At 71.2% G+C, this 22,265-nt stretch carries 25 protein-coding genes; 13 read left to right on the top strand and 12 right to left on the bottom strand.

Going from position 1 to position 22,265, the window contains the following annotated elements; genetic code table 11:
- The first annotated feature begins 12 nt into the window (after window positions 1-12).
- Window positions 13-543 carry a gamma carbonic anhydrase family protein gene (locus ACQEVJ_RS01415; RefSeq protein WP_433096319.1) on the top strand — a complete coding sequence of 177 codons (531 nt, stop codon included), beginning with the start codon at window positions 13-15 and terminating at the stop codon, window positions 541-543.
- Here the strand turns inward: ACQEVJ_RS01415 and ACQEVJ_RS01410 are convergent.
- Window positions 449-1,384, bottom strand: a complete 936-nt coding sequence (locus ACQEVJ_RS01410; protein ID WP_433096317.1) for an endonuclease/exonuclease/phosphatase family protein — start codon at window positions 1,382-1,384, stop codon at window positions 449-451. The genes ACQEVJ_RS01415 and ACQEVJ_RS01410 overlap by 95 nt on opposite strands.
- Before the next feature lie 67 nt (window positions 1,385-1,451).
- Window positions 1,452-2,696, bottom strand: a complete 1,245-nt coding sequence (locus tag ACQEVJ_RS01405; protein ID WP_433096315.1) for a mannosyltransferase family protein — start codon at window positions 2,694-2,696, stop codon at window positions 1,452-1,454.
- A 269-nt stretch (window positions 2,697-2,965) separates the two neighbouring features.
- Here ACQEVJ_RS01405 and ACQEVJ_RS01400 point away from each other — a divergent pair, with 269 nt between their 5' ends.
- The gene (locus ACQEVJ_RS01400; RefSeq protein WP_433096313.1) at window positions 2,966-4,411 is read left to right on the top strand and encodes a hypothetical protein; all 1,446 of its coding nucleotides are present in this window, start codon (window positions 2,966-2,968) and stop codon (window positions 4,409-4,411) included.
- 174 nt (window positions 4,412-4,585) lie between these two features.
- On the top strand, window positions 4,586-4,747 hold the full coding sequence (locus tag ACQEVJ_RS01395; RefSeq protein ID WP_167538777.1) for a hypothetical protein: 162 nt from the start codon (window positions 4,586-4,588) through the stop codon (window positions 4,745-4,747).
- A gap of 133 nt (window positions 4,748-4,880) precedes the next feature.
- On the opposite strand, the gene ACQEVJ_RS01390 is transcribed toward ACQEVJ_RS01395, so the two are convergent.
- Window positions 4,881-5,162, bottom strand: coding sequence for a metal-sensitive transcriptional regulator (locus tag ACQEVJ_RS01390; RefSeq protein ID WP_433096311.1), 282 nt, complete (start codon window positions 5,160-5,162; stop codon window positions 4,881-4,883).
- A 114-nt stretch (window positions 5,163-5,276) separates the two neighbouring features.
- Here ACQEVJ_RS01390 and ACQEVJ_RS01385 point away from each other — a divergent pair, with 114 nt between their 5' ends.
- On the top strand, window positions 5,277-6,320 hold the full coding sequence (locus ACQEVJ_RS01385) for a PP2C family protein-serine/threonine phosphatase (RefSeq protein ID WP_433096309.1): 1,044 nt from the start codon (window positions 5,277-5,279) through the stop codon (window positions 6,318-6,320).
- Window positions 6,321-6,467: 147 nt separating this feature from the next.
- Window positions 6,468-6,812: an anti-sigma factor antagonist gene (locus ACQEVJ_RS01380; RefSeq protein ID WP_433096307.1), complete on the top strand. Its 345-nt coding sequence runs from the start codon at window positions 6,468-6,470 to the stop codon at window positions 6,810-6,812.
- Between the two features lie 23 nt (window positions 6,813-6,835).
- On the opposite strand, the gene ACQEVJ_RS01375 is transcribed toward ACQEVJ_RS01380, so the two are convergent.
- From ACQEVJ_RS01375 to ACQEVJ_RS01345, 7 genes are all read right to left on the bottom strand, one after another.
- Entirely contained in the window at window positions 6,836-7,372 is a 537-nt protein-coding gene (locus ACQEVJ_RS01375) for a hypothetical protein (protein WP_433096305.1), read from the bottom strand.
- A gap of 101 nt (window positions 7,373-7,473) precedes the next feature.
- A complete protein-coding gene (locus ACQEVJ_RS01370; protein ID WP_433096303.1) occupies window positions 7,474-8,553 on the bottom strand; it encodes a glycosyltransferase in 1,080 nt (359 codons plus the stop codon).
- On the bottom strand, window positions 8,550-9,344 hold the full coding sequence (locus tag ACQEVJ_RS01365; RefSeq protein ID WP_433096301.1) for a hypothetical protein: 795 nt from the start codon (window positions 9,342-9,344) through the stop codon (window positions 8,550-8,552). The genes ACQEVJ_RS01370 and ACQEVJ_RS01365 overlap by 4 nt, the downstream gene beginning before the upstream one ends.
- 159 nt (window positions 9,345-9,503) lie before the next feature.
- Window positions 9,504-11,606, bottom strand: coding sequence for a (Fe-S)-binding protein (locus ACQEVJ_RS01360; protein WP_433096299.1), 2,103 nt, complete (start codon window positions 11,604-11,606; stop codon window positions 9,504-9,506).
- A gap of 226 nt (window positions 11,607-11,832) precedes the next feature.
- A complete protein-coding gene (locus tag ACQEVJ_RS01355; protein WP_433096297.1) occupies window positions 11,833-12,450 on the bottom strand; it encodes a TetR family transcriptional regulator in 618 nt (205 codons plus the stop codon).
- A gap of 18 nt (window positions 12,451-12,468) precedes the next feature.
- Window positions 12,469-13,257: a class I SAM-dependent methyltransferase gene (locus ACQEVJ_RS01350; protein ID WP_433096295.1), complete on the bottom strand. Its 789-nt coding sequence runs from the start codon at window positions 13,255-13,257 to the stop codon at window positions 12,469-12,471.
- Entirely contained in the window at window positions 13,254-14,069 is an 816-nt protein-coding gene (locus ACQEVJ_RS01345; RefSeq protein WP_433096293.1) for a sugar phosphate isomerase/epimerase family protein, read from the bottom strand. Before ACQEVJ_RS01345 ends, ACQEVJ_RS01350 begins: the two co-directional genes overlap by 4 nt.
- Window positions 14,070-14,232: 163 nt before the next feature.
- Here ACQEVJ_RS01345 and ACQEVJ_RS01340 point away from each other — a divergent pair, with 163 nt between their 5' ends.
- The 7 genes from ACQEVJ_RS01340 (at window position 14,233) to disA (ending at window position 19,562) form a co-directional block, all read left to right on the top strand.
- Window positions 14,233-14,931: a class I SAM-dependent methyltransferase gene (locus ACQEVJ_RS01340; protein WP_433096291.1), complete on the top strand. Its 699-nt coding sequence runs from the start codon at window positions 14,233-14,235 to the stop codon at window positions 14,929-14,931.
- 42 nt (window positions 14,932-14,973) lie between these two features.
- Window positions 14,974-15,381 carry a MerR family transcriptional regulator gene (locus ACQEVJ_RS01335; RefSeq protein WP_433096289.1) on the top strand — a complete coding sequence of 136 codons (408 nt, stop codon included), beginning with the start codon at window positions 14,974-14,976 and terminating at the stop codon, window positions 15,379-15,381.
- Window positions 15,378-15,692 carry a thioredoxin gene (trxA, locus tag ACQEVJ_RS01330; RefSeq protein ID WP_433096287.1) on the top strand — a complete coding sequence of 105 codons (315 nt, stop codon included), beginning with the start codon at window positions 15,378-15,380 and terminating at the stop codon, window positions 15,690-15,692. Before ACQEVJ_RS01335 ends, trxA begins: the two co-directional genes overlap by 4 nt.
- 70 nt (window positions 15,693-15,762) lie before the next feature.
- Entirely contained in the window at window positions 15,763-16,170 is a 408-nt protein-coding gene (locus tag ACQEVJ_RS01325) for an ArsR/SmtB family transcription factor (RefSeq protein WP_433096285.1), read from the top strand.
- Window positions 16,167-16,805, top strand: coding sequence for an SRPBCC family protein (locus ACQEVJ_RS01320; protein ID WP_433096283.1), 639 nt, complete (start codon window positions 16,167-16,169; stop codon window positions 16,803-16,805). The genes ACQEVJ_RS01325 and ACQEVJ_RS01320 overlap by 4 nt, the downstream gene beginning before the upstream one ends.
- 36 nt (window positions 16,806-16,841) lie before the next feature.
- Complete coding sequence (gene radA, locus ACQEVJ_RS01315; protein ID WP_433096281.1) at window positions 16,842-18,278, top strand: DNA repair protein RadA; 1,437 nt, start codon at window positions 16,842-16,844, stop codon at window positions 18,276-18,278.
- A gap of 195 nt (window positions 18,279-18,473) precedes the next feature.
- A complete protein-coding gene (gene disA, locus ACQEVJ_RS01310; RefSeq protein ID WP_433096279.1) occupies window positions 18,474-19,562 on the top strand; it encodes a DNA integrity scanning diadenylate cyclase DisA in 1,089 nt (362 codons plus the stop codon).
- 17 nt (window positions 19,563-19,579) lie between these two features.
- Here disA and ACQEVJ_RS01305 read toward each other — a convergent pair whose 3' ends face one another.
- The gene (locus ACQEVJ_RS01305) at window positions 19,580-20,281 is read right to left on the bottom strand and encodes a hypothetical protein (protein WP_433096277.1); all 702 of its coding nucleotides are present in this window, start codon (window positions 20,279-20,281) and stop codon (window positions 19,580-19,582) included.
- Between the two features lie 149 nt (window positions 20,282-20,430).
- Between ACQEVJ_RS01305 and ACQEVJ_RS01300 the strand changes: the two genes are divergently transcribed.
- Window positions 20,431-21,297, top strand: coding sequence for an A/G-specific adenine glycosylase (locus tag ACQEVJ_RS01300; protein WP_433096275.1), 867 nt, complete (start codon window positions 20,431-20,433; stop codon window positions 21,295-21,297).
- Window positions 21,298-21,315: 18 nt separating this feature from the next.
- On the opposite strand, the gene ACQEVJ_RS01295 is transcribed toward ACQEVJ_RS01300, so the two are convergent.
- Window positions 21,316-22,251 carry a TIM barrel protein gene (locus tag ACQEVJ_RS01295; protein WP_433096273.1) on the bottom strand — a complete coding sequence of 312 codons (936 nt, stop codon included), beginning with the start codon at window positions 22,249-22,251 and terminating at the stop codon, window positions 21,316-21,318.
- Between the last annotated feature and the right edge of the window lie 14 nt (window positions 22,252-22,265).

The raw sequence follows: 22,265 nt of genomic DNA, 5'->3' as shown, positions 1-22,265 counted from the left end.
GATCATGGACCCATGCCGTACATCGCCGACCTGGACGACGACGCCACGCCGATCATCCATCCCGAGGCATGGGTGGCCCCGGGGGCGGTGGTCGTCGGAAGGGTGCGGCTCGGACGCGGCGCGAACGTCTGGTACGGATCGGTGCTGCGCGGCGACGACGAGCGGATCGAGGTCGGCGACGAGGTCAACATCCAGGACCTGTGCTGCCTGCACGCCGACCCCGGCGAGCCCGCGATCCTGGAGGACAGGGTCAGCCTCGGCCATCGGGCGATGGTGCACGGCGCGCACGTCGAGACCGGTGCGCTCGTGGGCATCGGGGCGGTCGTGCTCGGCGGAGCGATCGTCGGAGCCGGCTCGCTGATCGCCGCCGGGGCCGTCGTGCCGCCCGGCCGCCGCATCCCGGCGGGCGTGCTGGTCGCGGGCGTGCCGGGGAAGGTCGTCCGTGAGCTCACCGACGACGACCGCGCCTCCTTCGCGCGTACGCCGGACAACTACCTCGCCAAGGCCCGCCGTCACGCCGCGGCCTCGGTTCGGTCCCGATGAGCGTGCCGGCCAGCGCCAGGTGGTCCGACAGCTCCGGGTCGGTCCTGATGACCTCGGCTCCGCCCGGACGGTAGTCGGCCTCGGTCGCGAAGATGTAGTCGATCTTCCGGCCGCCGCGTGTGGTGGGCTCGCCGCCGCGGCGCGCGACCCCGCACGGCTCGGCGTCGGCCTCGGTGTAGCCGCCGTCGCCAAGACCCATGCCGTACACGTCGGTGAGCTGGTCGTGGCCGGGCTCGCGGTTGAAGTCGCCGGTGAGGATCACCGGCGCGCCGCCGGCGTACGTCGCCACCAGCCCGGTGACCTGCCGCGGGGTCTCGGTGTCGGAGATGTGGGTCACGCAACAGACCGAGCGGCGCGGGCCGACCGGGCCCGTGGCGCACAGCAGGCCGCGCGGGTGGATCGTCTCACCGGGTACGGCCGGGGCGTGGTCGGCGCGCAGCAGCCGCCGCAGCGGCGGGCCCTCGGCGCCGTTCTTCAGCGCCAGCGCCATGCCGAAGGTCTTGCCGTCCGGCGGTGCCGTGTCCGGAGTGAGGTCGCTCCACAACGTGCGGCACCGGTCCTCGCGGCCCGGCCCGCCGCCCTTGGCGTAGCCGTACCAGACCAGGCGATAGCCGGGCAGTTCGCGCCGGAGCAGGCCCACCTGGGCGTAGCACATCTCGGTGAACGAGGCGACGTCCACGTCCCTCGACCGGATCAGCGCGGAGACCTGTCCCGCCCAGGTTCTGCGGTGCTGGGGCGTCAGGTCGCGTACGCAGGTGCCGGCGCTGTTGCCCGCCGCGCAGACGTTGAAGGTGAGGACGTTCACCCGGTAGGTGTCGGCCGCCGATGGAAGACCGGCCACCACAAGCGCAACAATCGCCACTCCTGCGACAAATGCCCCCATATCTGGAGAAGCTAGTCAGGGTGGATCAACCAATCCAGGCGCCTGTGGTGAAATTCCCGACATTGATTGCCCACACCGGCGCGGCGACCGCGAGGTAGGCCATCATGACCCAGGGCCTTCGGCTGCCGACGACGCCGATGGAGATGTAGAGCGGCCACCACAGCAGCGACGCCCGGCCCACGGACATGTAGAACGACGACATCGCCAGCAGCGCCACCGCCTGCGGCGCCAGATAGGCGACGTCGGGCCAGTTGCGCCGGACCAGCCGCGCGATGATCAGCAGGACCAGCACGATCGCCGACAGGATCTCCTCGCGATACGACGTCGCCAGGACAGGCTCGTTGAGCGACCTGTGCCAGGTGTCGATGAACACGTTCCAGGGTGCCTCGGGATAACGGCCCCAGTACTGCGCCTCCGCCGCCTTCCAGGCCATCAGGTCGCCCGTGCGGTTCCAGAGGTAGATCATGTAGGCCAGCACCGGCACGCCCGGCAGCACCAGCCACGGCGCGTTCCGCCATCCCTTCGGAGCACGCAGCCCGTCGCGCGAGACGAGGAACTGCACGACCAGGCCGAGGGCGAGGAAGAGCCCGGAGATGCGGATGGACGACGCGAAGGCGGCGCAGACGGCGGCGTACTCCCACCGGCCCCGGCGCGCCAGCAGCCACGCGGGGATGGCCAGCGCGAGGAACAGCCCCTCCGTATAGCCGGCCATCAGGAACACGGCGAACGGGCTGAGGAAGAACGCCAGCACGGTCCAGCGGCCGCTGCCCTCCCGATACGACTCGCTCAGCCGCGACAGCGCCACCGCCACGACGGCGCTCGCGACGAGAGAGATCAGGACGAGGGCGAGCCTCAGGTCCGGGATGAACACGTGCAGGGCGCGCAGCAGCAGCGGCAGGCCCGGGAAGAACGCGACGAGCCGCGGCGCGTCCGGGTCGTCCGGCCGGCCGTCGTAGCCGTACTTCGCGATGTCCATGAAGTTGTAGGAGTCATACCGGTTGAACCGGTCGAGGATCGCGTCCTCCGTACGACCCGGCGCCGCGAGGATCAGGTAGATGTACGAGGCGACCTGCCAGAAGAACCAGATCAGCAGGGCCGTGCGGTCGGCCGGCTGGCCGAGCCACCACACCGCCCAGCGGTTCCGGCCCGAGTGCGGCCCCGTCTGCTCGCCGGTCGCCGTGCCGCCAGAGCTGTCCACGGGCGCCATCTTCTCCGACGCCTCGTCCGCACTCTGCTCCCGGGCGGCCCCGGCCTGCTGGATCTCCGTCACGAGCACCTATGGAATACGCCACGGCAGCCCATGCCAAGTGGTCGACGCCCCCGGAATACGCCGCAATCCCGAGAAATACGTATATGTGCTGCTCAACACCTCCCGACGCGTGAAACTTTCACCAACGGTCTCCGGCGCACCATGCCTCCACCGCACGCGCTCCCGCCGCCTCCGGGACCGGCGAGCTACCATCGGATCCAGCGAGGGGCTGCCTCAACCGGGATAAGCGAGAAGCCGTCCTCTCCGGAGGACGGAGGAGTCACTGCCGCGTGTACTGGGACGGGTTCACGATGATGGAGCGCGACGTGCGCGCCGTCGTCGGCGACCCCCGGTGGACGCTGCTTCCCCCGGTCACCCGGGCGCACACCCTGGCCCAGCGGGCGCTCGTGACCCCGGACGGCGCCCGGTGGCTGTTCGGCGCGCACGCCCGCTGGTATCGCCTGGACCGCGTCGACGGCCGCTGGCACCTGTCGGCGCCCCCGCTGCATCCGGCCGTACGCTCCGGCGCACGGCCGAGTCCGCCGGGCGTGGCGATCCCGCCCGCGCTGGTCCCCGCGGGCCCGGACTTCGCGTACGACCGCGGGTCCACCCAGGCGTTCGTCGGCCCGGACGTCCCGCACGAGATCACCGAACGGCTCCGCGCGCTGCTGCTCGCCCACCGCGGGCTGCGCCGGGAGGACTTCCCCCTCGGCGGCAGCGTCTACCAGCAGGTCTTCGCCCGCGACGTGGCCGCCACGGTGGCCGCCGTGTGGGGCACGATCGTGTGGTGCGCCTACGCGCCCGCCTTCGACGGCAACGAGGTCATGCTGTCGATGTTCGGCGAGTTCCTGGCCCGGCCCCTGCCCGGGGACGACTGGGTGCGCTGGCTGCCCATGGGCTCGCTCGACGCGCTCGTGGCCCTGTACGCCGAGCGGATGCGCTCCGGCGCGCGGGAGGCGGGCCTGCGCCTGGCCGGGCTGATGGCCGAGACCGCCACCGTGCTGCGCGCCGACCCCCGGTTCCGGCCGCGCGCCGACGCGCTGATCGCGATGGCCGAGCCGCTGCTCGGCAGCCCCTGGCTGGACCAGCACGCCATGCCCGGCGGCGCCGTACGGCAGGCCTGGCTGTCACGCTGCCCGCCGCACCTCGTTCCCGCCACGCTCCCCGAATGGGCGCCCGGCGAGCACTTCCGGCACACCCTGTACGACCTGGTCGAGGCCCTGGGCTACACGACCGCACGCGGGATGGATCCGCGGGCCGTGGCGGCCTCGCTGCTCGCCGCCGACGTGGCGGGCGTGTGCGGCGTGTCCGAGCCCGCCTGGGCGGCGCCGGGCAGCTCGCGCACCGCGCAGGTGGTCAGCGCGCTCTATCCCTGGATGGACGACGAACTCCGGCAGGCCCTCTATCTCGCGATCGCCGAGCCCACCCATCCGCTGCGGGGCTGCTGGCCGGCCGGCGGTGAGCTGCCGCCGGGGCTGGTCCCGCCCGACCGGGAGACGGCCGCCGCCCTGCTCGGCTCCGCGTACGCGACCGGCCTGGCCTGGTGCGCCCTGACCGGCACGCCCGCGCCGCCCGAGGGCTTCGCGGTGTGCTCCGCGGTCGTCAAGTGCCTGATCCATCAGCGGGACGACCCGCGCCCGCAGGAGACGGCGGAGCGCAAGCCCGATCTGGAGGAGTCCGGCGGCTGGCTGTTCGAAACTTCCAATTCGGATATTTCGTCCTTACCTCCGCTTTAGCAATCCCTTCCCCCCATCATCGTCTTTTTCATCGAATTGTGATCTCGGTATCGGGGAAATGGTCCCGGAGGGACGAGGGGTGCGAGTCGGAATGGTCACGATGGGCCATGTCGCGGCAGGGTACCCGGACGTAACCTCGTGATGGGTGTGGGCTGCGGAAGGAAGGACGACGCGGTGGGGCACGACGACCTGGACTCTCGGGTCCACGACCGTGTCGCGTTGGACGAGATCGCGCTCTACGCCGAGGTGCTGGAGGCCGTGAACATCACGGAAAACCGACTGACCTTGGAAGAGCTCGACAACGCGCTCGGATTGCGGACTTCGGCGAGCCGCTGAAGGCACTGAGAGCACGGACCGTCCCGGGCATCTGGTGAGCCCGGGACGGTTGCTCAACCGGGGTGATCCGTCCGGCCGCCCGGACGGGCGATCACCGACAGGCCGTCACTGCCAGGCCGTCACGAGCAGACGGTCACGACCTGACGAGCCGGGCGATGGCCGCCGAGGCCTCCTTCACCTTCTCTGCGGCCTCCGGGCCTCCGCTCTTGACGGCATCGGCGACGCAGTGGGCGATGTGGTCCTCCAGCAGGCCGAGTGCCACCGCCTGGAGGGCGCGGGTGGCCGCCGAGACCTGGGTGAGGATGTCGATGCAGTAGGCTTCCTCGTCCACCATCCGCTGCAGACCCCGGATCTGTCCCTCGATCCGGCGCAGGCGGGTGAGGTAGGCCTGCTTGTCCCCGCTGTAGCCGTGCATCCTTCAACGATACCCGTAACCGGTATTCAGCGTCGCCGTCCCGATACGGCGGGTAGGGCAGGTGATCCCGGGAATGCATGCCTGGACCGGCTCATAGCGGCGCTGGAGTCGCGGATGGGAACCCAGGCTGTCCTCCGTACGCTGCCGCTCGCCGCCATGGCGGCAGTGGTGGTGCTCGACATGCTCGCCGGGCCGTCCCTGGGCCTGCTGCCGTTGCTGACCCTCGGGCCCGCGCTGGCCGCGGTGACGGGCGGTGAGCGCCACACGGCGCTGGCCGGGCTGGTCGCGCTCGTCCTGTCCGTGCCGGTGGCCTACCACGACCGCCTGCTCTGCCGCCCGCAGAACACCGTCACGCTGGTCGCGATCGTCGGGGTCACCGCGGCCGCCATGCTGGCGTGCCGGCTCCGGGCCGAGGGCGAGCGCAAGCTGGCGAACGTCCGCCTCGTCGCCGAGGCGGTCCAGCGCGTGCTGCTGCACCCGGTGCCCCGCCGCGCGGGCGACCTGCTCATCGCCTTGTCCTACACGTCCGCCGCCGTGGACGCCCGCATCGGCGGAGACCTGTACGACATCGCCAGGGGGCCGGGCGGCGTCCGGCTGATCGTCGGCGACGTGCAGGGAAAGGGCCTGGACGCGGTGGAGACGGCGGCCTCGGTGGTCGGCGCCTTCCGGGAGGCCGCCTACGACGAGACGGCGCTCGCCGGTGTCGGCCGATACCTGGAGGACCACCTCGCGTGGCGGCTCGGCGGGGAGAAGTTCGTCACCGCCATACTCGCGGAGGTGCGCGAGGACGAGATCTCCCTGCTCAACTACGGCCACCCGCCGCCTCTGCTGCTCACGGACGACGGCTGTGTCCACCGGCTCGAACCCCGCGAGGAGGCGCCGCCGCTCGGCATGGTCGCGCTCGCCCCCAACGGCCCAGAGCCGTACGGGTGCGCGTTCCGCGGGGGCGACCAGATTCTCTTCTACACCGACGGCGTGATCGAGGCGCGTGACCTGGACGGAGCCTTCTACCCCCTGGAGGACCGGGCGCCCCGCCTGCTGCGGGCCGGCGATCCGCAGGGCGCCCTCGACCTGCTGGAACGCGACCTGGTCGCGCACGTCGGCGGGCCCGTCCCTGACGACGCCGCCATGCTGCTCGTCCGCAGGGAACGAGCCTGACGGTCTGGCCCGGGCATCATTTGCCATGTGCAATCATTGACGGACAGCTCCGGCGGGTTGTGAGGCGACGGCCGGACGGCAGGGCCAGGTGAGCAGGGGCGAGCACGAGTGGAACCGGGAAGGCACGGACAGCCCGACACCTTCTCCATGCTCACTGTTCTGGACGAGGACGTCGTCGTCATCCGGATGTTCGGCGACCTGGACCTGGGCTCCGCCCACTCGCTGCGCGCCTGCCTGGCCGAGGCCGTCGGGCTGCGCACACCGCCCCGGATCGTGCTCGACGCCGAGGGGCTCAAGTTCTGCGACTCGACCGGGCTGAGCGTCCTCATGGGAGCCCTGACCGCCGTCAGGGCGGCCGGCGGGCGCCTGGCGCTCAGCGGCGCCCACGGGCGCTTCGCCCGGATGCTCAGGATCACCGGCCTCGACACGGAGCTGCCGACCCACGACTCCGTCAGCGCCGCCGCCGCACACCTCAGCGAGCCCGGCGACTGAGTCAACCGGCCGCCGTCGTGCGTCTAGTTGAAACAGTCCTGGTTCTTGAGGGTCAGGGCCAGCTCGTACACCTTGCCGTGGCGCAGCAGGAAGTAGTAGGAAGCCTTGCCGTTGCCGGGGACCGCGGCGATGGGGAAACCGCCGGCGGGCGTCTCGAGGTGAGGGTAGGCCTTCTTCAGCTGCTTCATGGTGGAGCCGATTCCGACGCCCTCCGGAGTCCTGGCCCCCTTGAACGCGAAGATCGCCGCCACGCCGAGCTTCTTCGAGATGAACAGGCCGACCCTGTCCTTGGCGGTCGGGTGCGCCTTCAGGTCCCAGCCCGAGCAGCCCTCACCGGCGAGCTTTTTGACGATCTTGCCGGTCTTCTGGGCCTGCTTGGCGCTCATCCCCAGCTTCACGTCACCGTAGCCGTACGGCCCCAGCCGCACGGCCGCGCTCGCGGACGCGCTACCCGCTGTTCTCTCCGCCGCGCTCGCGGACGTGGCACCGCCCAGTGCGGCGCCCACGGCGAGGGCCGCCACCATCGCCGAACGTCCCAGACGCATAGTCGTGTTCGTCATGCTGTTTCCCTTCCGAGCTCCACGATCACCGTTTCTACGGGATCTCAGCATCACGACAGACCCTTGTGATCCGGTTGTGACCCACTGACGGACGTGACGGGTCAGGGGCGGGAGCGCAGGCCGTACATGAGCTCCTCCCAGCGGACCGCGACGGCCGGCGCGGCGTGGGCGGACGCGGTCTCCAGCGCCCCGGCCGCCAGCTTCATGCGGCGGCGTTCGTCGTCGACGAGGGTGAGCAGCGCGCAGGCGAGCGACTCGGCGTCGCCGCCCTCCCCCTCCTGGACCAGCACGCTGTCGCGGCCCGGGCGGAGGAACTCGGCGGGCCCGCGGGATGCGGCGAAGCCCACGACCGGCACGCCGCAGCTCAGCGCCTCGATGACGGTCATGCCCAGCACCTCGTGCCGCGACGGCACCGCGACGATGGACGCCTTGGCGAACTCGCCGGGCAGGTCGGGGGTGGTGCCCATGAAGTACACGTGGTTGTGCAGGTCGAGGTCGCGGACGAGGGCGCGCAGCCGCCGCTCCTCCGGGCCCCCGCCGTACAACCGCAGCCGCCAGTCGGGCCGCTTGTCGGCGACGATCGCAAAGGCGCGCACGAGCTGGTCGTACGACTTGCCGGGCACCAGCCTGCCCCCCGCGCTGACGATCCGGTTGTCCATGCGGGAGCGCGGCCAGGGCGCCCCGGGCAGGGCGTCGGGGATGACGTGGACCGACAGGTCGTCGTCGAGCAGCCGCACCCACTCGTCCCGCCGGCCGGCGGTGCTCGCCACCACGGCGTCGAGGCGGGGGTAGAACCGGCGCACCGGGCCGGGCACCGACGGCCTGCTCCACTCCCGTGCGATGCGGACGACGTCGCGCGGGGCATACCTGGCGGCCTGCACGCTCAGCGTCGGCCGGGTGGTGACCAGGACGTCGGCGCTCAGGCCGCGCAGCATCCGCCAGAGCGCCACCTCGGTGCGCACCTGTCCCCGGGGCAGCAGGTGATGGACACCGGGCCGGGCGTCCACGAGCCAGCGCAGCGTCACCTGGCGGTCGACCGGGAAGAACGGCGTCTCCCTGGTGCGCCGGACGCTCACGACCTCCACCTCGTGCCGCGAGGCCAGCCCTCCTGCGAGGTTCAGCATCGCCCGCACGTCGCCGCGCATGCCGTACGCCGAGGGGAGCAGGAACGCGATCCTCACGCTCCCACCTCCAGCAGCAGCTCGTCGCCGGGAGTGAAGCTGGGCCGGATCGGCACGCCGTCCACCAGCGCGTGGGGATAGTGGACGCGGCGGCGTTTGCCCTCGACGTCGTCGAGCCTGGCGCCCAGCGGCAGCGCGCGGTCGACGCCGTCCACCTCCAGGTAGGGCTCCCAGGAGCCCTGTGAGTCGGGGGTGGCTGCCAGCACGTCGCACAGCGAGAGCGCGGCGTGGAACCGGACCCCCTGGACGGTGGCGGCGACCCGTACGGTCGCGGCCGGATCGCCGTGGCGCAGCGCGAGCGTGGCGTGGCGGTGCTGGTCGTCGTCGTCCAGGCCGGTGTAGGCCAGCAGCCCGGTCACCTCGAAGCGCCCCTCGCGGAACCACAGCGCACGAACGTCGGCGACCGGCTCCGCCGGATCGATCTTCAGGGCCAGGAATCCGTTGCGGGTGCGGTAGGCCCGGTAGGCCAGCGTCCGCCGGCCCAGCGCGTACGCGTCGAGGCGGTCGAGCGAGAATCCGGGGTCGGCGCTTTGAATGCGGGCGCGGGCACCGTCCTGTTCGAGGTAGGCGTCCCAGCGGCCGGGGGCGAGGTCGAGAGGCGCGAGGGAGACCGCGATGCTGGCGTCCCTCGTACGCCCGCCGGAGGCGCCGAGCGTCACCCGCCGTTCCTCACCCGCGCCCCGTTTCCGCAGGACCAGGCGGGTGCCGTCCGCCAGCGGCTCGGCGATGGCCAGGCGCAGGGAGAGGACGTCCGCCAGGGTGACCTCCGCGTCGATGACGACCACACCCACCGTCCAGCCCCCTCCCCGTCGATTGAGCCAACGTTGAGGTTACCGTGATTTTCCTGTTATGTGGAGAAAGCCTTTGTCACTCTTCCGTGAAACACGGTTCATTCCATCGCCTTGACGAGTGATTTCCACAAATAGTTCACGATCCCGGCAAAGATTGCTTTACCCCTGCTTGATGGATTTGATGAGGAGCTGGGCGACGTCCACGACCTCCAGCGACTCCTTGGCCTGACCGGCGTTCTTCTTCTCGTTGATCGCGTCGCCGAGCATCACGAGGCAGAACGGGCAGGCGGTGGAGACGGTGTCGGGATCGGTGGTCAGCGCCTCGTCCACGCGCTCGGTGTTGATGCGCTTTCCGATGCGCTCTTCCATCCACATGCGCGCGCCGCCGGCGCCGCAGCAGAATCCGCGTTCCTTGCAGCGGTGCATCTCCTGGGCCTGGACGCCGGGCACCTTGGCCATGATGTCGCGCGGCTGGGCGTAGACCTTGTTGTGCCGGCCGAGGAAGCACGGGTCGTGGTAGGTGATCTTCTCCTCGATCGGGTTGATCGGGGTGAGCCTGCCCTCCTCGACCAGGTGCGCCAGCAGCTGGGTGTGGTGCACGACCTCATAGGTGCCCCCCAGCTGCGGATACTCATTGGCCAGGGTGTTGAAGCAGTGCGGGCAGGTCGCCACGATCTTCTTGACCCCGGCCTCATTCAGCGTCTCGATGTTCTGCTGGGCGAGCATGTTGAACAGGAACTCCATGCCCAGGCGGCGGGCCGGGTCACCGGTGCAGGCCTCCATCGGGCCGAGCACACCGAACTTCACCCCGGCGATGTGCAGCAGTTCGGCCACCGCCTTGGTGGTCTTCTTGGCCCGGTCCTCCAGCGCGCCGGCGCAGCCGACCCAGAACAGGTACTCCACATCCTCGGGCATTGTCGAGTCCACAATGGGGACCTCGAAATCGAGCTCCTCGATCCACTCGGCGCGCTTCATCTCCGACATGCCCCACGGGTTGCCCTTGTTCTCCAGGTTCTTGAGCATCACCCCGGCCTCGGACGGGAACGACGACTCGATCATCACCTGGTAGCGGCGCATGTCGAGAATGTGGTCGATGTGCTCGATGTCGACCGGGCACTGCTCCACACAGGCGCCGCAGTTGGTGCACGACCACAACACGTCGGGGTGGATGACCCCGTCCTCGCCGACCAGCGGCTTGTCCAGCAGGGCCAGCACATCCTGCGGGAAGCTCTCCTTGTCCTTCTCCCCGGCCAGCAGGTACGGCGCCACGGCGAAGGCGTGGTCACGCTGGTCGAGGATGAGCATCTTGGGCGACAGCGGCTTGTCGGTGTTCCACGCCGGGCACTGGGACTGGCAGCGGCCGCACTCGGTGCAGGTGTAGAAGTCCAGGAAGCCCTTCCAACTCGTTTCCTGGATCTTGCCGCGGCCGAACACGTCGACCTCGGGGTCGGCCTCCTCGAAGTCCAGCACCGTGCCGCCGCTGCGCATCGGCTGGGCCGGGCCCAGCCCGTCGGGGCGGCGGGAGAACAACACGTTCAACGGCGCGGTGAAGATGTGCAGGTGCTTGGAGTTCACCACGAAGACCAGGAACACCAGCATGACGCCGATGTGCAGCAGCAGGCCGACGGCCTCCAGCACCTCGCTGTCGGGCAGGATCTTCGCGACCGCGTCCGAGGCGAACGCCCCCGACTCATAGGGGAGGTTGCCGGTGTTGACGGCCGCCCCGCGGAACAGGAACATCGTCCAGATCACGTTGAAGATCATGAACAGCGTGAACCAGGCCCCGCCCAGGTGCGAACCCGAGAAGCGGGAGCCGCGGCCCAGCTTCTTGGGCGAGTTCTTGATCCGGATGGCGGCGAAGGCGATCAGGCCGATCAGGGCCGCGACCGCGATGAAGTCCTGCAGGAAGCCCAGCACCGGCCAGGTCCCGATCAGCGGGATGTGGAAATCCGGCTTACCGGTTATGGCGCCCTGGATGAGCGCGCCGTAGGCCTCCAGGTAGACCGTGGCCAGGATGAAGAACGCCCACATGACGAAGAAGTGCGCGGTGCCCGACGGCGTCCACTTCAGCAGCTTGCGCTGACCGAACACCTCGACCAACTGGGCCTTGACCTCGGCGCCCACATGTTCCCTGGCGTACTCGATACGCTCCGGGGCCGGCTGGCCGCTGCGGGCGAGCCGATAGAGGAACAGCACGCGACGGCCCGCCAACGCGACCGCCACGGCGGTCGCGACGAGGCCCACAATCGCTACCCAGAGCACGAGTCCCTCCCAAATCGAACGTCGGCGGCCAGCGTAGGGGCGCGGCGCCCTCACGTGGGCGGTCGGGTCCCGCCCTGTGGATAACGCCTACGCTTCCCGAATAGTACCGGCGAGTAACTTATCCTGCGTCACGCTCGGCGAGTGGCGCCTGTCACTGCGTTTCCCGCCGATGGCACGATACTAGAACAAAGCTCTACAAGAGGGTATGAGAGGGGCCGCCCGTAATCTATCCGGCCAGGTAGTGCTGCACGGTAGGGCCGAGCAGCGCGACGATCTCCTCGACGTCGGCGGAGGCCATCGGTTCGAACCTGAGGATGTACCGCGTCATCACCACGCCGAACAACTGCGCGAAGGCTGCCTGCATCCGCAGCGGCGGAACGTCCAGCGCCTCGGCCACCCGGCCGAGGATGGCCGCCGTGAAGAACTCCCGGATCATGCCGACGGCCTGCTCGTTCACCATCGCCGTCCGCACGAGCCCCAGCAGCGGCTCCCTGGCCGCCGGGTCCGCCGTCATCGTCAGGATGAAGCGGACGATGCGCTCGCCGACCTCCTCACGCGGCCCGGACAGGATGAGGGGAAGCGCCGCAGAGGGGTCCATCGGCAGCCGCATGGCCGCGACGAACATCCCCTCCTTGCTGTCGAAGTAGTGGTGGACGAGAGCAGGATCGACACCGGCCTCCCTGGCGATGCCGCGGATCGTCGCCTTGTCGAACCCCTTCTCCGCGAAGACCCTGCGCGCCGCGGCCAGGATCTCGCCGCGGGTGTCCGCCGCACCCGGACGCCGGCCGGGCCGCCGCCCCGGTGGCCGCCTGCCGCCCGAGACCTCCGGCACCTCCGTCGTCACGTCGCTCCCCGCTCCAGCTCAGCCCCTGCGGCCCACCGCAAGATACACGCGCATGGGGACGGTCAGCCGCCCGTCGGGGAAGACCCGGCCGAGCTCGGCGCGCTCCCTGGCGAGCAATTCCGTCACCACGTCGCTCTCCATCCTCGCCATGTACGAGTGGGAGTGCAGGTCGGTCAGGAAGTCCTCCAGCCGCACCGACCTGGTCCAGTCGACCCAGGTCTCCGCCACGGCGAGGCCCGCGTCGGACATGGCCGCGGCGATCGGCGGCATGCTCCATCCGGGCAGCACGGGCCCGATGTAGCCGGGGCACGACTCGGCGAGCCGCACCTGGTTGGCCGCCAGCCAGTCCGCCTTGCCGGGGTCCACGGTGTTCCACCAGCCCGCGACCGCGCCGCCGTCCCCGGTCACACCGCCGTCCCCTGTAACCCGTACGGCCTCGGCCACCGACAGCGCCGGGTCGAGCCAGTGCCACGACTGGGCGTACGTCACCAGGTCGGCCGCGCCCGCGCGGAAGGGCAGGTCGTTCCCGTCGGCGAGCAGGGCCGGGCAGGCCGTGCGCGCGCGCAGGCGGGCCAGCATCCGCTCGCCGCGGTCCACGGCGACGACCCGGGCGCCGCGGTCGAGCAGGCCCCGGGTCGAGATGCCCGTGCCCGCTCCGACGTCGATCACGGTCGCCCCGGCGAGCCGGACCCCCGACAGGGTCTCCAGCGCGAGGTAGAGGGCCTCCGGGTAGTGCGGCCTCGCCGCGTCGTACTCCTGGGAGACGCGGTCGAAGACCCGATGGCTGTCCGCGAGCCGCTCGTTCATGAGGCCGTGGACGAGGCGGCGTAGTGGAGCCTGGCGAAGGCGAGCGCCTCCGTCAGGTCCTCGATCCGCTCGGTGCGGCTGGTGGCCTTGCGCGTGTTGATCTCCAGGACGATCAGGCCCCGGTAACCGTTGCCGGCCAGGCGTTCCAGGATCGGCCCGCAGGGCTGCGACCCCCGGCCGGGCACCAGGTGCTCGTCCTTGTTGGTGGTGCCCAACCCGTCCGCCAGGTGCAGGTGGGCCAGCCGCTCGCCCAGCTTGGTCGCCATCTCCATCGCGTCGGACCCCGACACCGCCGTATGGGACAGGTCGAGCGTCACGTCGGGGAAGTCGTAGTCGATGGGGTTCCAGTCCGGCGCGTACGGCACGACCTCGTTGCCCCTGGCCCGCAGCGGGAACATGTTCTCCACCGCGAAGACGACGTCGGTCTCCTCGCGCATCCTGGCCAGGCCCTTCTCGAACTCCCTGGCGTAGTCGCGCTGCCAGCGGAAGGGCGGGTGGACGACGACGGTCTGCGCGCCCAGCCGCTCGGCCGCCTCGCGGGCCCTGCGCAGCTTCAGCCACGGGTCGCGGCCCCAAACTCGCTGGGTCACCAGCAGGCAGGGCGCGTGCACGGCCAGGATCGGGATCTCATAGTGGTCGCGCAGCCGTTGGAGGACCTCCACGTCCTGACTGACCGGGTCCTGTCCCACCATGATCTCTACGCCGTCGTACCCAAGCCGGGCGGCCAGTTCGAAGGCGTCCGGCGTACGCTCCGGGTACACCGACGCCGTCGACAGCGCCACCTTGCCGCTGGGCACGCGGATGTCACTCATGAGGCCAGCCTCCCCTGGCGGCCCCCGGGCACGTTCCAGTCCCGTGGCCGTGGCCGTCCGTTCGCTCCCTGCGCCCGTTCACGGATCCAGACTAAGCCGCACCCGCGCCGTACGCCGCTTCGCCACAATCAACTACCCAAGGTCGCGAACTAATGTGGGGCGCATGGCACGGATCGTGAGCGGGGCCGTACCCAGTCCGAACATCTGGAACACTCCCCAGATCTACGAGCTGGAGAACCTCGCCGTGGGACCCGCGGGCGCGGCCGAGGCGGCGATGCGGGCCGTACGGCCCTGGGACGGCGCGACCGTGGTCGAGATCGGCTGCGGCAACGGCTTCCACCTGCCCGCGCTCGCCGCGTCCGCCGGGCGGGTCGTGGGCGTCGAGCCGCACGGCGGCCTGGCCGCCCAGGCCGCGGCCCGCTGCGCGTCGCTGCCCAGCGTCTCGGTGCGTACGGGCACCGCGCAGGCGCTGCCCCTCCCCGACGCGTCGGCCGACGTGGCGATCGCACGCTGGGCGTACTTCTTCGGGCCCGGCTGCGAACCGGGGCTGCGCGAGCTGGGGCGGGTGCTGCGGCGGGGCGGCACGGCCTTCGTGGTCGACGTGGACGCCTCGCGCGGGGCGTTCGGCCGCTGGTTCCGCCGGTCGCTGCCGTCGTACTCCCCCGAGGCCGTGGAACGCTTCTGGTCGCGGCATGGCTGGCGGCGCGAGGAGCTGGACCTGCGGATGACGTTCCGTTCCAGGGCCGACCTGGAGGCGGTGCTGCGCATCGAGTTCACGCCCGAGGTGGCCGGCGAGGCGCTGCGGGAGGTCGAGGGCCTGGAGCTTGCCTACCCCAACGTCCTGAGATGGCGGGAATTCTGAGCCCCGGGCTTGACCTTGTCACCGGCGTCAACCTTTACCGTCGTGCCCAGGACAGCCGAGGAGGGGCCGATGCGGATCGGCGAGCTGGCCCGGCGCGCGGGAGTGAGCACCCGGGCGCTGCGCTACTACGAGCAGCGGGGGCTCATCCGGTCGCGCCGATCGGCGAACGGATATCGCGAGTACGACGAGTCGGACGTCCGGATCGTCACCGAGATCCGCGAACTGATGTCGGTCGGCTTCACGCTGGAGGACGCCCGCCCGTTCGTGGACTGCCTGCGCTCCGGGCACCCGTCCGGAGGCTCCTGCCCCGAGTCGGTCGCCGTCTACCGGCGCAAGCTCGCCGAGATCGACCGGCAGATCCGCGACCTGCTGGCCCGCCGTTCGGAGGTGGCCGCCCAGTTCGCCGAGGCCTGCCCCGGCTGCCTGCTGACACGACGAGGAGAGTCATGATCACGCTGACCGCGGAGAACTTCGACGAGCAGGTGCTGCGCAGCGGCAAGCCGGTGCTGGTGGACTTCTGGACCGACTGGTGCCCGCCGTGCAAGATGATCGCCCCGATCCTGGAGGAGATCGCGGCCGAGTACGGCGACCGTCTCACGGTCGCCAAGCTCAACGCCGACGACCACCCGGAGATCGCCCGCCGCTACGGCGTGATGGGCTTCCCCACGCTGAACCTCTACCGGGACGGCGAGATCGTCCGCCAGGTCGTGGGCGCCAAGCCCAAGCGCCTGCTGCTCGCCGACCTCGCCGGCCATTTCTAGCCCCCTCCGACGCCGAGGGCTGCTTATATAAGCGTTGACTTTTATAAGCGGCCCTCGGCATAGTGGGCGCGTGCACGCATTCGACGCGCTGGGGGATCCGGTGCGACGCCGGATCCTGGAACTGCTCTCCCAAGGCGAGCAGACGTCGGGCGCGCTCACCTCGGTCATCCACGCCGAGTTCGGGATCTCACAGCCGGCCATCTCCCAGCACCTGCGGGTGCTCCGCGAGTCCGGGCTGGCGTCCGTACGGGCCGAGGGCACGCGGCGGCTGTACGCCGTGGAACCGGCGCCTCTGCGGGAGATCGACATCTGGCTGGAGCGGTTCCGCGGCTTCTCGGAGCAGCGGCTCGACTCGCTCGACACCGAACTGGCGCGGGGCAGACGGGAGCGGCGGCTCGGACGGCGGCACGGCGGCGGCGATGCCCATGACGCTGCCATCACGCAGCCCACGACGGACGACGAGGAAGAGCGGCCATGAGCGACTTCATCGACCACATCAACCAAGCCCACCGCGCGGTCGGCACGCGCGACCTGCCGGAAGGCGAGGCCCGCACGGTGCTGCTGCGGCGCGCCTACGACGCCGAGATCGAAGACGTGTGGGACGCCTGCACCGACCCCGAGCGGATCAGCCGCTGGTTCCTTCCGGTGAGCGGCGAACTGAAGCTCGGCGGGCACTACCAGCTCCAGGGCAACGCGGGCGGGGAGATCCTGCGGTGCGAGCCGCCCCGGCTGCTGCGGGTGAGCTGGCTGTTCGGCGAGAACCCCGGCTTCAGCGAGGTCGAGGTGCGGCTGAGCACGGAGGGCGACGGCCGCACCTCGTTCGAGCTGGAGCACGTCGCCGTGGTGCCGCCGGAGTTCTGGGACCAGTTCGGGCCGGGGGCCACGGGCGTCGGCTGGGACCTGGCGCTGCTCGGGCTCGGGCTGCACCTGCGCGGCGAGATGCTCGACGACCCCTCGGCGTGGGAGCAGTCGGAGGAGGCACGGGAGCTCATGAGGCTCAGCAGCGACCTGTGGGGCGAGGCATACCGGGCCTCCGGCGCGCCGGACGACGTGGTGACCACCGCGGTCGCCGGCACCACCGCCTTCTACGTGCCGGAGAAGCCGGAAAGCTAGAAGGGATTGTCGGCGGCGACCGGTAACCTCCCGCACGTGAGCAAGGCAGCGAAACCGGCGTACCGGTGCGGCGAGTGCGGCTGGACCACGGTCAAGTGGGTCGGCAGGTGCGGGGAGTGCCAGGCGTGGGGCACGGTCGAGGAGGCCGGGGCCCGGCAGGGCGTCCACGTGGTCAAGCCGGGCGCGGTCTCCGCCCCCGCCGTCCCGATCGGCCAGGTGAAGGCCGAGGTCGCCAGCTCGCGGACGACCGGAGTCCCCGAACTCGACCGCGTGCTCGGCGGCGGCCTCGTCCCGGGCGCGGTCGTGCTCCTGGCGGGAGAGCCGGGCATCGGGAAGTCGACGCTGCTGCTTGAGGCCGCCGCCCGCACCGCGCAGGGCGAGACCGTCCTCTACGTGACCGGCGAGGAGTCCACCGCCCAGGTGCGCATGCGCGCCGACCGCATCGGCGCGATCGAGGACAGGCTCTACCTGGCCGCGGAGACCGACCTGTCCGCCCTGGTGGCGCACGTCGAGAAGGTGCAGCCGAGCCTGCTCATCGTCGACTCGGTCCAAACGATCGGCTCGGCCGACGCGACCGGGGTGCCCGGCGGCGTCACCCAGGTCAGGGAGGTCGCCGGCAACCTGGTCCGCCTCGCCAAGGAGCGGGCCATGTCCACGGTGCTCGTCGGCCACGTGACCAAGGACGGCACGATCGCCGGGCCCCGGGTGCTGGAACACCTGGTGGACGTCGTGCTCCACTTCGAGGGCGACCGCAACTCGCGGCTGCGCCTGGTGCGCGCGGTGAAGAACCGGTTCGGCCCGATCGACGAGGTGGGCTGCTTCGACCTGCACGAGCGGGGCATCACCGGGATCACCGACCCCAGCGGGCTGTTCGTCTCCCGCCATCCCGAGCCGGTGCCGGGCACCTGCGTCACCGTGACCATCGAGGGCACCCGGCCGATCCCGGCCGAGTTGCAGGCCCTGGTCGGCCCGACCGAGGCTCCCCAGCCTCGCCGCACGTCCTCCGGACTCGACTCCTACCGGGTGGCGATGGTGCTCGCCGTCATGGAGCGGCGGCTCAACGCCAAGATCGGCAAGTGCGACGTCTTCACGGCCACCGTGGGCGGGATCCGCCTGACCGACCCCGCCGTCGACCTCGCGCTGATGCTGTCGGTCGTCAGCGCGGCCGGCGACCAGGCCCTGCCCTCCGGACTCGTCGCGCTGGGCGAGGTCGGCCTGGCCGGCGAACTGCGGCCCGTGCGGGATGTGCGGCGGCGGCTGGCCGAGGCGGCCCGGCTCGGCTTCACCAGGGCGCTGGTGCCCACCGGCTCGCTGGAGGAGGAAGGCCCGCGCCTGGAGGCGTCGGCGAGCCGCGGCCGCCTGGTGGCGCTGCGCTCGCCGACCGGCCGCACGACGCCGTTCGCGCCGGGCTTCGAGGTCACGGAGGTGGAGAACGTGTGGGACGCGCTCAACCTCATGAGGTCGGCGAGGTGATCGGTCGTGAGACAGGTGAGCATGGCGTCACGCCGGTAAACTCTGTTGCCTGCCCCGTCGGCCGTGGCCTCGCCCCCGCGCCCCCGAGGGGCTTCACAGGGCGTCCGCGGAGCGCCTCGCGGATCTCGCCGCGACAAGGGATCGGTAGGAAGACGATCTGACGGATAACGACCGGGCGAGCCCACTGGGGTGTATGTGCTGGACAACGACAAGGCGATCGACGACCGCAGAAGGGCCGTGCTCGCCTCGCTCGCCCCGGGGACGGCGCTGCGTGACGGGCTGGAGCGCATCCTGCGCGGCCACACGGGGGGCCTGATCGTCCTCGGGTACGACCGCACGGTCGAGGACATCTGCACCGGCGGGTTCACGCTCGACGTCGAGTTCTCCGCGACCCGCCTGCGCGAGCTGGCCAAGATGGACGGCGCGATCGTGCTCGACACGGCCCACCTCAGGATCGTGCGGGCCGCCGTGCACCTCGTGCCCGACCCGGCCATCCCCACCGACGAGTCCGGCACCCGGCACCGCACGGCGCAGCGGGTGGCCAAGCAGACCTCGCTCCCGGTCATCGCGATCAGCAAGTCGATGCGGATCATCGCGCTCTACCTCGACGGCATCCGCTACGTCCTGGAGGAGTCGGCCGCGATCCTCTCCAAGGCCAACCAGGCCCTGGCGACGCTCGAACGCTACAAGAAGCGGCTCGACGAGGTCTCCGGCAACCTGTCGGCCCTGGAGATCGAGGACCTCGTCACGGTCCGCGACGTGGCCGTCGTCGTCCAGCGCCTGGAAATGGTCCGCCGAATCGCCCGCGAGATCGAGGGATACGTCGTCGAGCTCGGCACCGACGGGCGGCTGCTGTCCCTCCAGCTCGACGAGCTGTTCGCGGGCGTGGAGACCGACCGCGTGCAGATCATCCGCGACTACGCGCCCGGCTCGCTCGGCGCACGGCCGTACGGGGACGCCGACGCCATGCGGGAGCTGGACGAGCTGTCCTCCGGCGACCTGCTCGACCTGTCGAAGGTGGCCCAGATCCTCGGTCACCACGGCGGCGACGCGCTCGACACGCCGGTCAGCCCGCGCGGCTTCCGGCTGCTCACCAAGGTCCCCCGCCTGCCCGGGGCGATCGTCGACCGGCTCGTGAGCCACTTCGGCGGCCTGCAGAAGCTGCTGGCGGCCAGCACCGACGATCTCCAGGCCGTCGGCGGCGTGGGCGAGACCCGGGCGCGCAGCGTCCGCGAGGGCCTGTCCCGGCTCGCCGAGTCGTCCATCCTGGAGCGCTATCTCTGACCGACGGCGCACGCCGTTCAGCGCAGATGGAAGACGATCTTCGGACTCTTCAGGCCGCCCGAGTGCGCGGTCGCGACGTACGTGCCGGCGTCGGCGGGCGACCGCTTGCCGGCGCACGTGCTCCCCGAGCGGTGGCGATCCCACCGGATCGAGCGCACGTAGGGGATGCCGCGCTCCAGCAACTGCCTGTCCACGCCGTCGCCCGCCACGCAGTCGGCCGTCGACCACACGCGCTCGCCACCCGACAGCACCCGCATCTCCAGCGTGCGCGGCCCGACGTCCACCGTGCATTCGACCTTGCCCGTGCTCACGACCGTCAGCAGGAAGGTCGGCGTGACACCCTTGCCGTACACTTCCTGGCCGGACTGCAGTGCGAGCACGAGGTCCTTCTCGTCGCAGGGGTCGCCGGGGCGCCGCGGCTTGCCGGGCGAGGGCGAGACGCCCGCGGAGGCGGACGGCGACGGCTGCCCCAGAACGACGCCGGAGGCGGCGGGCGTCTTCGGAGGAGCCAGGCCGGCGGGCAGCGAGACGACCAGCCGGTCGGAGGGCGTCGCCTTGACGGCGGCGGCGGTCTCGTCCGGCCGCCCGGAGGCGCTGCTGCACGCCCATGCCACGACCGCCACCACGACGAGCATCCCCGTGAGCACCGACACCCGGCGGCGCCAGTAGACGTCCGCCCCCTCGACGCCCACGTCACCACGGAAAGTGTCCGGATCCATACGGACAGTATGGAGAGCCCTGGCGGGTCAGAGGTAACGGCTCGCTGAACCTTGCCCTTTCCCAGATCGCAGCCTCGCCGGGTCTTTGCGCAATCGGGCGCCGTACGCTCGGCGGCGCGCCCCTCCGGCTCGCTCGGTACAGTCGGGGAGTGTCCGCCTCCCTGCGTGAGCCCATCCTCGACTGGTACGCCGAGCACAACCGCGACCTGCCCTGGCGGCGTCCCGACGCGACCCCCTGGGGCATCCTGGTGAGCGAGATCATGCTCCAGCAGACGCCCGTCGCCCGGGTGCTGCCCGTCTGGACCGAGTGGATGGAGCGCTGGCCCACCCCTGAGGCGCTCGCGAAGGAGTCCCCCGGCGAGGCCGTACGCCACTGGGGGCGGCTCGGCTACCCGCGCAGGGCGCTCAACCTCCACGCGTGCGCGCGGGCCATCACGGCCGACCATGATGGCCGCGTGCCGTCCACGTACGACGAGCTGCGGGCCCTGCCCGGGATCGGCGACTACACGGCGGCGGCCGTGGCCAGCTTCGCGTACGGCGGCAGCCACGCGGTGCTGGACACCAACGTCCGGCGGGTGCTGGCTCGGGCGGTGCGCGGCGAGGAGTACCCGCCGAAGGCGACCACGGCGGCCGAGCGGCGGCTGGCGGAGTCGCTGGTGCCCCCGGTGGGCGCGCCCCGCTGGGCCGTGGCCGTGATGGAGTTGGGCGCGCTGGTGTGCACGGCCAGAGCCCCCCGCTGTGAGCGCTGCCCGGTCACCGCGCAGTGCGCCTGGCGGCTGGCCGGGCGTCCGGCCCACGACGGCCCGGCACGGCAGGGTCAGACGTACGCGGGGACCGACCGGCAGTGCCGCGGGCGCCTGCTCGCCGTGCTCCGCGAGGCGCACGGGCCGGTCCCCAAGGAGGCGCTGGACGCCGTCTGGGCCGACCATGTGCAGCGCGAGCGCGCACTGGACGGCCTCCTGGACGACGGCCTGGCCGAGGTACTCCCCGACGGCACCTACCAGTTGCCTTCCTGACGCCGCTGGGGGCGTCTGTCAGGCGGCGAGCTTGAGGCCGAGCGCGGTGAGGTTGCGGCGGGTCCAGTCGAGCTCGTCGGCGAGCTTCGCCACCAGGGCGGCGGGACCCTTCGCCTTGGGGGAGGTCAGGTCGTGGGCCTCCACCTCGACGTGCGCGGTGCCGTTCACCGCCCCGGACAGGATCGCGGTGAGCGTGTCGGCGATCACCGGCTGGGTGCTGGGGATCTCCTGGCTGTGGTTGTGCACGTGGCTGAGCTTGACCACGGGAGCCCCGGCGAGGGCCAGCCCGCGCAGCGCCGCGTCGGGCTCCTCGGCGCCGCAGGACAGGTGGCAGGCGTCCAGGCAGACGCCGAGGTGATCGGAGTCGATGTCGCAGACCCGCTCAAGGGCCTGCTCGGTGGTCTCCAGCACACAGCCAGGCCAGGGCTCGAAGCCGACCCTGACCGTCTTGCCCGTGACGCTGTAGAGGCCGCGCAGCTCACGCGACAGCCGTTCGAGCCGGCGGGAGGCGATGGCGTGCAGGTCGGCGGGCCAGTCGCGGCGCCAGCCGATCGGGATCGTGGAGATGCTGCCCGACTCCACGTCGTCCGGCAGCAGGAACGCGAGGATCTTCGCCAGCGCCATGGTGTAGCGGTAGCGCTCGGGCTTGGCCCAGTCGGGTCCGGGAACCTCCTGGTTGCGTCCACCGGTGCCGTTCAGGCTGACGCACTCCAGGCCGCGTTCCTCCAGCGACCGGCGCAGCCGTACGAGCTCGATGCGATCGGCGATGAGGTGGTCCGCCACGGCAGGGGCGAGCCACAGGCCGACGCCCAGCCGTTCGACGCCCAGCTTCCTGCGCACCGGCACGGCGTAACGCGTGAGGTGGGCGATCAGGTTCTCCAGATCCTCGGCGGGATGTACGCCCGCGTTGTAGGCCAGGTGAACCAGCGTCCCGTCGTCGTGCAACAGGCGCATCAGGTGCCTCCAAG

The organism is Microbispora sp. CA-102843 (assembly GCF_050936215.1).
GTDB lineage: Bacteria > Actinomycetota > Actinomycetes > Streptosporangiales > Streptosporangiaceae > Microbispora.
This window is presented reverse-complemented; position numbering and strand designations above follow the sequence as displayed.